This is a genomic window from Nitrosococcus halophilus Nc 4 (assembly GCF_000024725.1).
Classification (GTDB): Bacteria; Pseudomonadota; Gammaproteobacteria; order Nitrosococcales; family Nitrosococcaceae; genus Nitrosococcus; species Nitrosococcus halophilus.
Map to the genome: position 1 here is coordinate 2,769,912 of NC_013960.1, position 14,052 is coordinate 2,783,963.

At 48.6% G+C, this 14,052-nt stretch carries 12 protein-coding genes and 1 pseudogene; 1 reads left to right on the plus strand and 12 read right to left on the minus strand.

The window, feature by feature from the left end:
* Position 1 precedes the first annotated feature (1 nt).
* The 5 genes from ehuC to ectA form a co-directional block, all read right to left on the minus strand.
* Positions 2-646 (minus strand): ectoine/hydroxyectoine ABC transporter permease subunit EhuC, encoded by a 645-nt coding sequence (gene ehuC, locus NHAL_RS13110; RefSeq protein WP_013033639.1) that lies wholly within the window; start codon positions 644-646, stop codon positions 2-4.
* Positions 647-684: 38 nt separating this feature from the next.
* Positions 685-1,599 carry an ectoine/hydroxyectoine ABC transporter substrate-binding protein EhuB gene (gene ehuB / locus NHAL_RS13115; protein ID WP_013033640.1) on the minus strand — a complete coding sequence of 305 codons (915 nt, stop codon included), beginning with the start codon at positions 1,597-1,599 and terminating at the stop codon, positions 685-687.
* Positions 1,600-1,627: 28 nt separating this feature from the next.
* Entirely contained in the window at positions 1,628-2,536 is a 909-nt protein-coding gene (thpD, locus tag NHAL_RS13120) for an ectoine hydroxylase (protein WP_013033641.1), read from the minus strand.
* A 162-nt stretch (positions 2,537-2,698) separates the two neighbouring features.
* Complete coding sequence (ectB, locus tag NHAL_RS13125; RefSeq protein ID WP_013033642.1) at positions 2,699-4,033, minus strand: diaminobutyrate--2-oxoglutarate transaminase; 1,335 nt, start codon at positions 4,031-4,033, stop codon at positions 2,699-2,701.
* A gap of 91 nt (positions 4,034-4,124) precedes the next feature.
* Positions 4,125-4,613, minus strand: a complete 489-nt coding sequence (gene ectA / locus NHAL_RS20545; RefSeq protein ID WP_013033643.1) for a diaminobutyrate acetyltransferase — start codon at positions 4,611-4,613, stop codon at positions 4,125-4,127.
* Positions 4,614-5,483: 870 nt separating this feature from the next.
* Here ectA and NHAL_RS13130 point away from each other — a divergent pair.
* Positions 5,484-6,476 (plus strand): sodium:calcium antiporter, encoded by a 993-nt coding sequence (locus NHAL_RS13130; RefSeq protein WP_013033644.1) that lies wholly within the window; start codon positions 5,484-5,486, stop codon positions 6,474-6,476.
* 63 nt (positions 6,477-6,539) lie between these two features.
* Here the strand turns inward: NHAL_RS13130 and putP are convergent, their stop codons facing one another.
* The 7 genes and pseudogenes from putP to NHAL_RS20550 form a co-directional block, all read right to left on the minus strand.
* Positions 6,540-8,060, minus strand: coding sequence for a sodium/proline symporter PutP (gene putP / locus NHAL_RS13135; protein WP_013033645.1), 1,521 nt, complete (start codon positions 8,058-8,060; stop codon positions 6,540-6,542).
* A 38-nt stretch (positions 8,061-8,098) separates the two neighbouring features.
* Positions 8,099-9,196 carry an ABC transporter permease gene (locus tag NHAL_RS13140; RefSeq protein ID WP_013033646.1) on the minus strand — a complete coding sequence of 366 codons (1,098 nt, stop codon included), beginning with the start codon at positions 9,194-9,196 and terminating at the stop codon, positions 8,099-8,101.
* A gap of 7 nt (positions 9,197-9,203) precedes the next feature.
* On the minus strand, positions 9,204-10,361 hold the full coding sequence (locus NHAL_RS13145; RefSeq protein ID WP_013033647.1) for an ABC transporter permease: 1,158 nt from the start codon (positions 10,359-10,361) through the stop codon (positions 9,204-9,206).
* Between the two features lie 183 nt (positions 10,362-10,544).
* Positions 10,545-12,296 carry an ATP-binding cassette domain-containing protein gene (locus NHAL_RS13150; protein WP_013033649.1) on the minus strand — a complete coding sequence of 584 codons (1,752 nt, stop codon included), beginning with the start codon at positions 12,294-12,296 and terminating at the stop codon, positions 10,545-10,547.
* 3 nt (positions 12,297-12,299) lie between these two features.
* A complete protein-coding gene (gene hlyD, locus NHAL_RS13155) occupies positions 12,300-13,319 on the minus strand; it encodes a secretion protein HlyD (RefSeq protein WP_041354961.1) in 1,020 nt (339 codons plus the stop codon).
* Between the two features lie 78 nt (positions 13,320-13,397).
* On the minus strand, positions 13,398-13,778 hold the full coding sequence (locus NHAL_RS13160) for a PEP-CTERM sorting domain-containing protein (RefSeq protein WP_013033651.1): 381 nt from the start codon (positions 13,776-13,778) through the stop codon (positions 13,398-13,400).
* A 12-nt stretch (positions 13,779-13,790) separates the two neighbouring features.
* Positions 13,791-14,030 (minus strand): annotated as a pseudogene (locus tag NHAL_RS20550) (IS1 family transposase); the annotation flags it as partial.
* Positions 14,031-14,052 lie beyond the last annotated feature (22 nt).

Consider the following 14,052-nt stretch of genomic DNA (forward strand, 5'->3'; position numbering starts at 1 on the left):
TCTATCGTCCTACGGCAAACTTGCGCTCAAGGCGCCGGATAATAAAAGCGATAATTTGCGCGAGAAGGAAATATAAGACTAAAACGAGTGCAAAGATCTCCGCCGAGCGGAGAGTCGAAGCACGTAGCATTTGGCCTTGAAAGGTAAGCTCGCTAAGGGTGATCATGGATACCAGTGCTGTGCTTTTCAAAAGCTCGATTAATAGGTTTCCAAAAGGAGGAAGCATGGCAGGAATTGCCTGCGGAATAATGATACGCCAAAGGGTCTGCCGAGGGGTAAAATTAAGGGCGATAGCGGCCTCCCTTTGCTCTTGCGGTACGGCTTGGATTGCCCCTCGAACCACCTCGGCCCCATAAGCGCCAATATTTAAGCCCAGCACCCAAATGCCGGTCGCCATGGCACTGAGCTCAACGCCTAACATGGGGAGGGCAAAGTAGGCCCAAAATAGTTGTACCAGTGCTGAGGTGCCGCGGAAAAGATCAATGTATACAATTGAGATAATCCGTAAATACCAGCGGCGAGAAAGCTGCGCTAAACCGGCTGTGAAAGCAGCGACTGCGGCAACTATTGTCCCGCCTACCGTAAGGCCTGCAGTCACTGCAAGCCCTGATAGTAGGGGAGGTAAGAGGTCCAAGGGAGGCGGCACGGCAGGGCAGCTCTCTTCGTCAGAGAATGAAATAAGTTCTAATCATTTGGCTGGCATAATTGAGCAACAGTGATCTCTCCTGGTAAGTCCGCTTCTGTAAATCCAAACGGTTCTATCAGGGAGAGATGTTGTGTAGTTCCAATGAATTTTTCTAAGTGTTTATTGAACTCTGCTAGCAATTTCTTATCTTCTTTACGAAATCCAAATGCCCCATAGCCTACCACTGTTTTCCCGTTGATAACGGGATCGTGAAAAGGTCGAGCCCGCTCAATGCGGGTGTCGGTTTTTGCAAGCAAGTTATGGACGGTTAGGCTAGTGGCTGCAAAGGCATCTACTCGTTTTGCCTGAACAGCGGCTACGGCGCTAGGTGGATCGGGGAGAATAACAATCCGGTCATTAGGTATCCCCGTTGAGCGGGCATATTGAAGCTCCACTGCGCCGGCCGTAACCCCTATACGTGCTGAGGGATGGCTTGCCACATCCTCGTAGCTATGTAAATTGAGTGGATTACCTGCTTGGACAATAAAAGCTTCTCCAATCCCATAGGTGGGTTTTGAAAATGCAATTTCCCGGCAGCGCTGAGGGGTAATGTACATGCCCGCAGCGATGATATCGAATCGCTTTGCCTTAAGGCCTGGAATTAACGATCCAAATTCTGTGAGAACGCCTTCAATGTGCTTGATCCCCATTTGTTTGAGTATCTTTTTCGCAATTTCTGGGGACTCGCCGGTCAATTGGCCTGTTTCATTATCCATATAGGCATAGGGGGCTTCGTTAGCATAGCCGAGACGAACCACTTTCTCTTGGTGGATGCGTTCTAAAGTAGACCGGGGTTTATCTGCCCCGGAAGTATCTTGAGTGCCCTCACACCCCATGATAAGAATAATCCCGGCAAACATTGCTAGGGCGCTAAACAGCTGTACTAAAATACACTGAGGTTTATTTTTTTTCATCGACCCTTTTTACACTAAAGTTCGTAATTTAAATAGGTATGAACTCGCGATTTGCAATATATGTTGGACGCGGTGATAGTCCACAATAGGGCTGTACTAGGGTATTTTCTACGCTGTTATAGACAAAAAATATATTGCTCCGCGGCCAAGGTGAAATATTTGAGTTGGAACCGTGCATCAGGTTACATTCAAAAAATATGACTGAGCCTGCGGGGCCATGGGGGGCCACTATTCCACCCATTTCAACGAGTCTCTCAAGATTTTTATTATCAGGCACTCCATATTCTTGTTTTTTCAGCGAAGATTTATAGTGATCCTTGGGCGTCTTTCCTGCACAACAGAGGAAATACTTGTGTGATTTAGGGATCAGCATCAAAGGACCATTATAAATGTTGTTCTCAGTCAAGGTTATAGAACAGCTGATCGCACGCATACGAGGCATTCCGTCTTCCTCGTGCCAAGTTTCGAAATCAGAGTGCCAGTAAAATTCTTTACCCTGGAAGCCGGGTTTGTAATTAATCCGGGATTGGTGAATGTAAACCCGACTATTCAGTAACTGAGTGATCATACTAACAATACGCTCATCCTGGGAGAGCTGTTTGAATAACTCATTGGTGCGATGAATATCGAATATCGATCGTACCTCCTGGCTTTCGGGTTCTAAGATGGTTTGCGGCGCCTCTTTGACAAGAGGCGCACTGGAAAGCGCATCCAACTCACGGCGGTAGCGCTGTACTTGTTCTTGAGAAAATAAGCTCTCAAAGAAGAGGTACCCATTTTCTTCATAAAAATTTATTTGTTCTTGATTCAGAGGACCCGAATCTGAATGTTGTCCGTAGAATACAGGATCGCAGCGTTCAATGAGACGCGGCGTATCACTGACGCGGGACGGATAAAGATCCTCATGGGAATCACTTAAAGCTTGATTGTGGCCCACGCAATAACCTCCTTATGCTTTATCAGTTCAACGCGTCTTAAAATTTTTAAACTCTGTAATAGGGGACATCCTTTGTCATCATGAATTTCTTCGCCTATTAGTTAGTCCAGAATTAAACTCCAGATGAAATTCATCTTGGCCTTGGTGAGAAGGGAGAGATGGTTATGCTGATTTAAAGCGAACCAAAGTTTCATTATCCTGTGCACCTCCCTGCGTACTTCCCTGGGTATCTCCAGTGCGCATCTCCCGCTTGTGAGCAAGAAGATCTCCTATTGATTTATCGATAATGGCTAGTCCTTGACGTAACATCTTTTCGTCAATAGTCAGCGAAGGCAAAAATTTCACTACTTGATCTTCGGCGCCAGCAAGTTCAATGACTAGTCCGTTTTCAAAAGCTTTTTTTGAAACCTCACTGGAAAATCCATTACGAGGCAATTCTAAACCCCAGATCATGCCTACACCGCGCACCTTCGCATTAAGTTCAGGGTATTTTTCAGCAATTGAGTTTAGCTCTGTTTCCATGATCTCGCCCTTATACTTTACTGCTTCGGCCAGATCATCGTTATCCCAATAAGCAAGAGATTCGGCGGCGGCAACAAACGCCAAATTATTACCACGGAAGGTTCCCGTATGTTCGCCTGGTTGCCATTGATCCAGTTCTGGGCGCATTAATAACAATGCCAAGGGGAGTCCGCCACCGATGGATTTCGATAGGGTTACCATATCTGGGGTGATGCCAGCCCGTTCGAAACTAAAAAAGGTACCGGTGCGACCGTTCCCTACTTGAATGTCATCGATAATAAGAAGAATATCGAACTCGCGGCAAAGTTGTTCTAATTGCTGTAGCCACTCATTGCTGGCAACGTTTATTCCTCCTTCTGCTTGAACAGTTTCCAGAATAACGGCTGCCGGAAGATCGACTCCGCTACTGGCATCTTCTAAAAAGCGACGGAAATATTCAATGGTGTCCACATCTGGCCCAAAGTAGCCATCGAAAGGCATAAAGGCCGAGTTATTCCGAATACCATAGGATTCATCACGATAGAAGGTGTTTCCAGTGACGGCAAGCGAACCCATGGTCAGACCATGATAGCCATTGGTGAAGGCAATCACATTCGAGCGCCGCTTGATCATACGGGCTAGTTTTAATGCCGTTTCTACGGCGTTAGTTCCCGTGGGTCCCGTGAACTGTACTTTATATTCGAGGTTGCGGGGAGATAGAATCGTATCATAGAATTTTTGTAAAAATGTTCTCTTGGCCACAGTAGCTTTATCTAGCCCATGCATAATTCCATCACGCTCTATATATTTTAGTAACGCTTTGGAAATAATGGGGTTATTGTGGCCATAATTGAGCGTACCCGCACCGGCAAAAAAATCGATATACTCATTCCCTTGCTCATCATAGAGAAGGGAGCCTTTTGCCGTGTCGAACATGACAGGAAAGGAACGTACATATCCACGAACTTCCGATTCTAGTTGTTCAAAAATTCTCATAACGCTGTACCTTGCTGATAGTAAATCTTGGTTAATAGTGAATTAAATTAAGCTAAAAATATTGATGACTCATTAATGATTAAGGCAATATTTACCTGAGATTTTTTACATCAAATGGGCCAAGGCGAATAAATGGTTCTGATTCATGATTTCCTGTCGGAAATAAGGACTCATCGAAGCCAGGCATTTCAACTAGTTCAGTGTTTAAGTCTCGGGCCAACGACATAAAAAGTGCGCGCGAGGCGGTGTTGGATGGGCTAACTGTTGTTTCTAAAAATGACACATTATGGTGTGCGTTGCGCCGCAAAAGCTCCTTGAGTGCAGATAATGCAAGTCCCCGCCCTCGGGCTTGTTCAGCGACTGCTATTTGCCATATAAATAGCGAATTTTGAGAGGCCGGTAGACGATATCCTGTTACGAAGGCAAGTAACTCATTGTTATCATCAGCAATTAAGCAGGTATCTGCAAAATGTTTACATAAAATGAGATAACAGTATGTTGAATTTAAGTCGAGTATGCCGGACTCTTTTACTAGCCTCCAAATCTTGGGTGCATCTTGAATGCTTGGATGACGAAACAAAGGATAGCTCCTTTTCCTAACTCTAAGAGCACTTTCACAAGTGCTGAGATGCCAACGAATAGAGAGTTAGCATCGATATTTAAGCTATATAGATATGTAAAGGTATATAGGTTGCGAATTTATGCTTGGGTTTATAACAGATTAATTTTGATTATCGACTTAATTTACAATGAGGTTTTCAATTCAAGACATTTGTTACTGTAGTCAGGCTGGGATTTCATACCAACCTCCTTCAGTTACCTGTGACTGATGAAGAAGTTTTTCAGTAGTAATGTTCGGATCCCGTAAAACTATGGTTTTGAACAAACTACCTCGAAAGGAGATAGACAGCATTCATAACGTAAATGGCAACATCATAACGATCCCGATTGCTGACATTCTTGACGCTATGGCTAAATGGTGAGTGTTATAGTGTATAGGACAAAAGAAAATAGATCAAGTTTGGTTATTGACTAAACTGCATTTAGCAAGTGCAGTCATGCACCTTAGTTTAGCGTAGGACGGGCTGGTAGATGGCGAAAACTCAATTTATGTCCGTAAAATTAAGGTTTATGGGTACCTCCTTGTGCTCCTATGTTACTGCTTCTCGATAGGAATATGCAATTTTATGATCCAACTCAAGAACTTGGCGGTCAAAACAGCCCGCCCGCAGCAGGGCTGGGTCTAGGATAGGGTGCCGTCTTTCGAGCTTGTTCGAATAAGTCGCGGCCTCGGGTTGCCCCCACACCTACGTTTTAGATAAACCTTAATTAGTTAGTCTGATATCCAATTTTTAATAAAAGCGAAAAGTGTGAGTAGTTTCCTATGAGAGGTGTAAATTGTGGTGTCTTAAAGCTAGCTAGTAGTCCCTCCATCAAAGCTTTCACTTAAATGACTACTGAATTTCTTACTATTATTGTAGGAATAGCCCTTATTCTTGGTTTAGCCGAGGTCATTACCCGAAATGCCATCGGCTTGTCAGAGCATTTCCAGGTATCTGGCAGCTTTATAGGTCTTACGATTTTATCAGTGGGAACAAGCATTCCAGAGATCATGACTCATCTGGCAGGTAGCGCGAGAATCCTACAACAGCCAGAGACAATGGATAGGTTCTCTGGATTAGTAGTAGGCGCTAATACTGGTGCTACAATTTTTGAGCAAAACTTTTCTCTCCCTCTCATTAGCCTCGTTGGAACTATCGTGATAATGCGGCAACTTCTGATTGCTAAGGTAGGGGTGCTTGTAGGCACCTCCGTATTGGTATGGTTCTTTTCTGTGGATGGTGAAATAGACCGAATCGAGGGATTTATTCTGGTGACGGTTTATGGTGCTTACCTCCTTTATTTAGCACAACATCAACAGCTAACCCAGGAAATGGTATTTCAGGAGGCCGATAAGAGGCAACAACCCGTCCTCAAGCAAAGTCTCCTCATTGTCCTTTCTTTTGGGGTGATGGCGGTGGCCGCCGATCAGGTCGTTGACTCGGCGAACAGATTGGTAGATCTATTGTCTATCAGCGCTTCTTTGTTAGGTATTCTTCTGCTCGGTATCGCCGCAGCCCTTCCGGAACTTACTATTGCATTCCTTTCGATTTTCAAAGGGCATCAAGAAATTTCTGCAGGTGTCCTTATTGGTAGCAATATTACTAACTTTTTGCTGGGAATAGGCTTGGGGGCGTTAGTTTCCCGTTATACAGTGCCTGATCCAATCATTTACTATGATTTGCCTGTAAAAGTTGCTACGGCAATACTTTTATACTTCTTTTTATTGCATAATGAGGTCCTTAGTCGAAGAAAAGCAGCTATTCTCATTTTGCTCTTTATCGGTTATTTATTGGGCCGTAGTACCCACTTTCCAGAAGATTTTCCCCAATTAGTGGTTTAGGCATAATGGCAGGTAGCTTCTTCAGCGCGATTATGGAGTGAGAAATGAAATCTTCCGAATTCTCTATTTAATATATTTCTTGGAGCCAATGACTTGCACCGAAGGGGTAGCTGAACTTCCAACAATGGCCTTAAATTCCCTTTCAACTTCGGGTTCAGGGGCTGCGTTCAACAAGCTTATCCCGACAATGGCGAAAGCCGATGTAATAAAGCCGGGGACCAGTTCGTAGAGATCAAAAATCCCCCCTTCCAACTGTTTCCATAGCAACACGGTGACCCCGCCAGCGATAATTCCTGCCAGCGCCCCTTGTCGAGTCATTCGTTTCCAGTAAAGCGCCATCAGGAGGGTGGGTCCAAAGGCGGCACCAAAACCGGCCCAGGCATAGGCCACCAGTTCCAAAACCTGACTCTCTGGATCGAGGGCGAGCCATAATGCCAGGGAAGCGATGACAGCCACTGTGGCACGGCCCACATAAACCAATTCCCGGACGCTGGCATTGCGGCGTATGAGGGCTTTATAAAAATCATCGGTAAGTACCGCCGAGCAGACCAACAGTTGGGAATCAGCGGTGCTCATGATGGCCGCTAGGATCGCGGCCAGCAGTATTCCGGCAGGTAGGGGATGGAAGAGGGCGCTGACCATCTCAATGAATACTTTCTCGCTGTCTATTTCGGAGAGGGGTGGATTTAAGAAGGGAACCCCGGTAATTCCTACCAATAGGGCCCCGCTTAAGGTTAGGGTCACCCAGCCAATAGCGATCCGCCGGGCCTGGGGCACGGCGTTGATGGAGTGAATGGCCATGAAACGGGCTTGAATGTGGGGTTGGCCAAAATACCCTAAACCCCATCCTAGCAGGGAGAGGATAGCAATAACCCCTAGGGGTTCCCCCGTGGCTGCTACGAAGAGGTGAAGCAGCTCAGGGTCAATGCTGGCCACGGTTGCATTCCAACCCCCCAAATGAATTACAGCGACGATAGGTACGATAAGAAGGGCAAACAGCATCAACAGGCCCTGCACCAGGTCGGTCCAGGACACGGCAAGAAACCCACCGACGAAGGTGTAGCTCATAATAGCCAGGGCACCGGCGGCCACGGCCCACGTGTAAGGCAAGCCGAAGACGGCGTTAAATAGCTTGCCCCCCGCCACCAAGCCCGCACTGGTATAAAGCAAGAAAAAAATCAGGATAAAAATCGCAGCGACGGTACGTAGCAGGTGATGGCGATCATGAAAGCGTTGGGCCAAAAACTCTGGCAAGGTCAAGGAATCCCCGGCGGCCAGGGAATAGGCCCGTAAACGGGAAGCAATCAAGCGCCAGTTACCATAGGTTCCAAGCCATAATCCCAGGGCAATCCACAGGGCTTCCAAGCCGTGAAGGTAAGCATAGCCAGGCAGTCCTAAAAGCAGCCAACCGCTCATGTCAGAGGCGCCTGCACTTAGGGCGGTGGTCCAACTTCCGAGTTTCCGGCCACCAAGGATATAGTCGGATAAATCCCGGGTCCGGACGTAGGCCAGCAGGCCAAGCAATAGCATAGCGAGCAGGTAAACCACAAAGGTTGCTGTGAGGGTATTTTGAGCAGAAGACATATGAATGAAAAACGATAAAGTTGGAGTTATGATTTTTTTCAATAAAGCCGACGACGAAATAGCCAGGCAGCAAGAAACAAAGCGGCGAGGGCGATGAGAGCCATCGGCCAGATTTGAGCAAAAACAAATTCAGCCGGGGCATCCTTGAGGAAAATACCTCGGGAAATTGCTAGAAAGTAACGCATGGGGTTGAGATAAGTTAAAGCCTGAATCCATTCAGGCATGTTGGCAATGGGGGTAGCAAAGCCTGAAAGGATCACGGTGGGGACAATGAAAAAAAAAGCCCCCAGTAAAGCTTGCTGTTGAGTTCTTGCAAGGGAGGAGATCATCAATCCGGTCCCAATACTGGAAAGCAGAAAGAAAAAAAGGCCCAGGTACAGCAGTAGCAAATTTCCAATGAGGGGGACCCCATACCAATAGACCGACACCAGAAGAATAATCACGCTTTCTGCCAGGCCGATAACCAGAGCGGGCACGGTTTTGCCAATCACGATCTCGAGGGGATGCAAGGGGGTCACCAGGAGCTGTTGGAAAGTTCCCACTTCTTTTTCCCGAGCTACGGCGAAACCGGTAATGGAGAGGGTGGCCACCAAGGTGATAATAGCGAGAAAACCCGGCAGCACAGACCAAAGGCTTAAAAGGTTCGGGTTGAACCAAGCCCGTTCCACCAGATGGGACGGTAAAGGTTGGGTAGCCAGTTCCCGATTAAAATCAGCAATAATTTGACCAGCGTAATCCAGGAGAATTAAAGCTGTGTTGGAGTTGCGCCCATCCACAATCAACTGCACCGGGGCAGCGCGACTTTGTTTCAAATCCTGGGAAAAGTTTTCGCCAATATGAAGGACAAAATCCACATCACCGGTATTAATGAACTGAGTGATTTCGGCATCATGGGTTAAAGTCGCCACCAGCTTAAAACCCCGTCCTGCAGTAAAGCGTGCTGCCAGATCCCGTCCCAAAGTGCCACTATCTTTATTCAAGACAGCCAGCCGGATATAGGTCACGTCCAGAGTGGTGGCATAAGGGAAAACCATCAACTGGAAAAAGGGCAAAGCCATGATCACCGCACGACTTCTTTTATCCTTTAGAGTCGACAAAAACTCTTTCACAATCAGTGCCTTGATTCGTCCCCACATGGCGGCGCTACTCCAAACGCTTATGGGTGAGTATCCGGCTGAGGGTAAGCAAAACGCTGGCCATTAAAAAGAGGGCGGCCCCGTTAGGGAGAATAATGTCCCAGACATTACCCACCAGAAACAAAGTCTTAAGAATCTCAATGAAATAACGGGCGGCGATGAGATAGGAAACCGCCTGAATCCATGCTGGTGTGCTAGCCAAATTGAAAATAAAGCCTGAGAGCAAGAAAGCCGGGAGAAAAGTGACCATGATCGCAATCTGACCGGCCACGAACTGGTCCTTGGCCAAGGTCGAGATGAGTAATCCCATCCCTAGGGTCGCGAACATAAAAAGGGCGGCCGTGAAGAAAAGCACCCACAGGGAACCGCGAAAGGGGACCTCGAACAATCCTACCCCCATGGCCAGGGAAAGGGCCATGCCTCCCATCCCTAGGAAAAAGGTGGGAATCAGCTTACCCAGGAGCAGCTCGTCGGCAGTCGCCGGGGTCACCATGAGGGCTTCAATAGTGCCCCGATCGTATTCTCGGGCCACTAACAAGGAAGTGAGCAGGGCTCCCGTGAGGGTCATGATGATAGCAATTAAGCCGGGAACCAAAAAGTTCTGACTGCGGACCTCCGGATTGAACCAGATTCGGAACTCCTGGTTAACGGGTTGCTGGAAAGTGAGACCTTGGTTGCGAGCATGGAGCTCTAACCAGTCGCGCCAGACTCGGCGCACATAACCGAGGATTTGGCGGCCAGTATTGGCATCGGTGCCATCCACAATGACCTGGATCGGCGCCCCTTCCTTTTTATGGATTTGTTCTGCAAAGTTTTCACGAAGTACCACCATCCCTTGCACTTTTCCTGCGAGTAGGGCCTTCTCGGCAGTCTGGCGCTGAGGCAGGAGAAGCGGCTCGAAGTACTCTGAGCCCATAAAAGAAGCGGTAAAGCTGGTGGTTGCCTCAGTGGTCTGTTCTACCACCAGGGCGACCTGGACATGCTTGGCATCCAGGGAGACGCCATAGCCAAAGAGAAATAACAGGATTGTGGGGAGGACAAAGGCAATGCCAATGCTACTGGGATCGCGCAGAATTTGCCGGGTTTCCTTGATAACAAGCCCTTGCAGCCGTTTTAAACTGAGATAGGGAGAAGGTCTCGAAGGAAGGGAGGATTGTTTGGGCATGAGGTTAGCCCAGATAACTCATGGGATCACCACAAAGGCACAAAGAGTACAAAAGAATCAAAAAGTTAAATAGATTAAAAGAATTTGCTTCATTAGCAATGATCATCTTCATCAGTTTCTCCCCACTGACTAAGATTCTTTCCCCCTTCGTGTTCTTTGTGTCTTGGTGGTAAAAAATCTAGGTTAGTCTTGTTGCCGTTCTTCAATCAAGTGGATAAAAGCCTCCTCAATGCTGGGTTCGGGGTGCTCTGGGGGTTTATATTCTTGCTTAAGTTCATCGGGGGAGCCCAGGGCGACCAATTGCCCTTCGTAGATAATAGCGAGCCGGTTACAGTATTCTGCTTCCTCCATGAAGTGAGTGGTGACCAGGATAGTGACTCCCCGCTCGGCCATTTCATTGATCCGAAGCCAGAACTCACGCCGGGTGAGGGGATCCACCCCGGAAGTGGGTTCATCTAAAAAGAGGATCTCCGGTTCATGCATGATGGCGCAGGCCAGAGAAAGCCGCTGTTTATAGCCCAGAGGCAGTGAACCGCTGGTCTGGTCGGCAAATGAGTCGAGGCCGAGTGTCTCGGAGAAAGCGTTTATTTGTTGCTGGCGTTGACGACCCTTAAGCCCATAGACCCCGCTAAAAAAGCGCAGATTTTGGTCTACGGTCAGGGCTGAATAGAGGGAAAAATGCTGGGCCATGTAACCGATGCGGCTGCGTGCCACTGCGGCGGCACGGCGCAAGTCAATGCCGGCCACTAGAGCCTCCCCATCAGTGGATGGTAAAAGGCCAGAGAGCATTTTAAAAATGGTAGATTTGCCAGCCCCATTGGGGCCAAGTAGGCCGAAGACCTCACCCCGCTGAACGGAAAAGCTTACCCTATCGACGGCGGTGAAGGAGCCAAAGCGGCGGGTGAGGGCCTTAGCCTGGATAGGAACTTGCTCAAATTTTTGGGCGGTATAGTGTGCGGCCAATTCAATTTTGCTTTCCATGAGGCCTTTTTTCCGTTGGGGTTGGAGAGCGGCCACATAAGCATCTTCCAGGCGTGGCTTGACGGCCTTAATCTTTGTTTTCTGGTTTTTCCCTTCTTTTCCAATAAGATCTTCCAAGCGGTTTTTTCCCCCCCCTTCCACCGTCACCAGGCGTAATGTTTGACCGCGCAACACCGCATCAATAATGTGGCCTTGTGCTAGCGCCTGGCGCTGGAGATGGTGTAGATTATCCTGGGGGGCAGACAAGATAAAACTTCGGCCCTCCATCGGTGTGATGAACTCCTGGGGCGTTCCTTCGTAGATTTTTCGGCCGTGGTCAAGGACTAAGATCCCATCACTGCGTTCTGCCTCATCCAAATAGGCGGTGCTCCATAGGACGGTCATGCCTTGCTCGACCAGAGTGCGGACAATGTCCCAGAGTTCCCGGCGTGAGAGAGGATCAACGCCTACACTGGGTTCATCGAGCAATAGTAGGCGGGGCGGACGGAGCAAAGTACTGGCAAGGCCCAATTTTTGTCTCATACCCCCGGAAAGTTTGCCGGCGGGTCGGGTTTGGAAGGGTTCTAGCCCCGTAAAGCGCAGTAGTTCCTTAAATCGTTGCCTCCGCTCGCTACCGCCTAGATCCTGTAAGTCAGCATAAAGGTTGAGATTTTCCTGCACCGTGAGTTCTTCGTAGAGACCAAAACTTTGGGGCATGTAGCCAATCTGTTGGCGAAGTTCGGCCATCGAGTGGGCGGTGTCTTGGCCTAGTACCTGCAGGGTTCCTTGGGAAGGCAGCAGTAGCCCCGCCATTAATCGCATAAGTGTGGTTTTGCCCGCCCCATCGGGTCCTACCAGACTGGTGATTTGAGCCTCTGAAATGGTCGCACTCAAATCGGCGATCGCCGTCGAGGGGCCGGTGGTCGTGGTGAAGGTCTTGGTGACCTCCTTGATTTCGACCACTGGGTTCGCCATTCCCTAGGGGTTGTCCTCTAGATGGTTTTGCAAAGGAATGATCAGGGTAACCGGCATCCCTTGGTGTAGCCCATAGTCCGGGTTGGCAATGATGACCCGAATGCGATAGACAAGACTGGTCCGCACCTCTGGGGTCTGAACGGTTTTGGGGGTGAATTCGGCGGTGGGTGAAATAAAGCCAACTTGGCCCTGGTAGGGGTGCTTAGGGCGGCTATCGGTGAAAACTTCCACCGGCATGCCGGGGTAAATGCGTCCCAAATCAGGCTCTGAGACATAAGCCCGTACCCATACAGGGTTTTTAAGAGCAAGGGTATAGACCGGTTCACCAGCAGCCACGATGGCCCCCGGCTCTAGGATCCGAACCCGGATGGTTCCCGCCGCAGGCGCATAAATTTCGGTGTCCTTCAGGTCTTCTTGGGCCAAGGCCAGTTCTGCCTCAAGGGCTTGTGCCTCCGCCCGGGCGGCCTCGATATCTTCTTGGCGCGGCCCTTCAATAGCCAATTGGAATACCTGGCGGGCGGCTTCGAGATTAGCCGCGGCCCGGTCCCGGACCTCACGGGCATCATCGACGGTTTCCTCGGAAACGGCCTCGGTATGGACCAAAGTTAAACGGCGTTCATAGATTCTCTGGGCATTTCTAAGCGCTACCTCGGCAGCTTCTTGTTCGGCTCGGGCCTTTTTGATTTCTTCTGGTCGGCTTCCTGTTTCCAGTTCTTTAACCACCGCCCGTTGCCTTTCAAGCTTGGCACGGGCCGCGGCTACCCTATTGATGAAGCGATCCCGTTCAAGGACGGCAAGCCTTTGTCCTGGGGCGACTTCATCCCCTTCTTCCATTAACATGTACTCAACTCGGCCAAAGACGTTAAAGCCCAAGTTGACTTCCCGGATATCGACATTGCCGTAGAGCACTAATCGATCTTGGGGTTGTCGCTCCTGTTGCCATAGGTAATAGCCTCCAGCGCCCAGGGCGATCAACACTCCCATTAGGCTGAGAGCGAGTCTGAGCGTGTTTACTCTCGCCATTTATTAGTATCAATTATTCTTATTCGACATAGCAGGTATATCTCTAACTCTATATTATGGCCAATAATTATTAAAACTTCAGACCCGAATCCTGCGCCGCTTTACAACTCCAAGTCCCGCGAGGCCGATCCCCAGGAGGGTAAGGGTGGTGGGTTCAGGAACCTGCGAGAACCGCTGAGTAAACCCATCAAGGCTCACCATATCGCCTGGATCATCACCGCTGATAAGGATGGTCTTCTCAACGGATATCAACGATTGCGGCCCAAAGGTGGACGAGCCAGAGAGATCAAAGAACACTGGCGGCAGATTGTCGGCCACGACGGATTTCGTTCCGATTAGATTACCGCTCCCATCAAAAATATCCTCGAAAATATTGATGAAGCCGCCAACATTGTTCTCGCCAAAGAAAAATTGGTTAATCTCAAGCGAGTTATTCCTGATTTTTTGGTAGTCCTGCATTGTGAGTGATAATCAGGATCGGGTTGTTGGGCAAAGGGTCGCATTATAATGGAGGACAAAATACCAAATAGCGCCGACATGGTTTTCTAATTTCTTAGAGAAAGAGAGTGCTTTTCTGACTAAACGCGACACACGCTGTCTGAGCGTACAATTAAAGCGTTCAATGTGGCTTGTTTGTCCCGTTTCTTTGCCCACGCTGCGATGGCGTGGCCCTGGGAAGATAGCCTCATAGGCTTCCAAAATGGGGGTGTACAAATAACTGTGTAACTGGTGA

Bases quoted from the DNA above. Each gene is read 5' to 3' on its own strand.
- NHAL_RS13140 (WP_013033646.1), bottom strand. From the start codon at position 9,196: ATGTGGGGACGAATCAAGGCACTGATTGTGAAAGAGTTTTTGTCGACT.
- ehuB (WP_013033640.1), bottom strand. From the start codon at position 1,599: ATGAAAAAAAATAAACCTCAGTGTATTTTAGTACAGCTGTTTAGCGCC.
- NHAL_RS13145 (WP_013033647.1), bottom strand. From the start codon at position 10,361: ATGCCCAAACAATCCTCCCTTCCTTCGAGACCTTCTCCCTATCTCAGT.
- ectB (WP_013033642.1), bottom strand. From the start codon at position 4,033: ATGAGAATTTTTGAACAACTAGAATCGGAAGTTCGTGGATATGTACGT.
- NHAL_RS13160 (WP_013033651.1), bottom strand. From the start codon at position 13,778: ATGCAGGACTACCAAAAAATCAGGAATAACTCGCTTGAGATTAACCAA.
- NHAL_RS13150 (WP_013033649.1), bottom strand. From the start codon at position 12,296: ATGGCGAACCCAGTGGTCGAAATCAAGGAGGTCACCAAGACCTTCACC.
- hlyD (WP_041354961.1), bottom strand. From the start codon at position 13,319: ATGGCGAGAGTAAACACGCTCAGACTCGCTCTCAGCCTAATGGGAGTG.
- putP (WP_013033645.1), bottom strand. From the start codon at position 8,060: ATGTCTTCTGCTCAAAATACCCTCACAGCAACCTTTGTGGTTTACCTG.
- NHAL_RS13130 (WP_013033644.1), top strand. From the start codon at position 5,484: ATGACTACTGAATTTCTTACTATTATTGTAGGAATAGCCCTTATTCTT.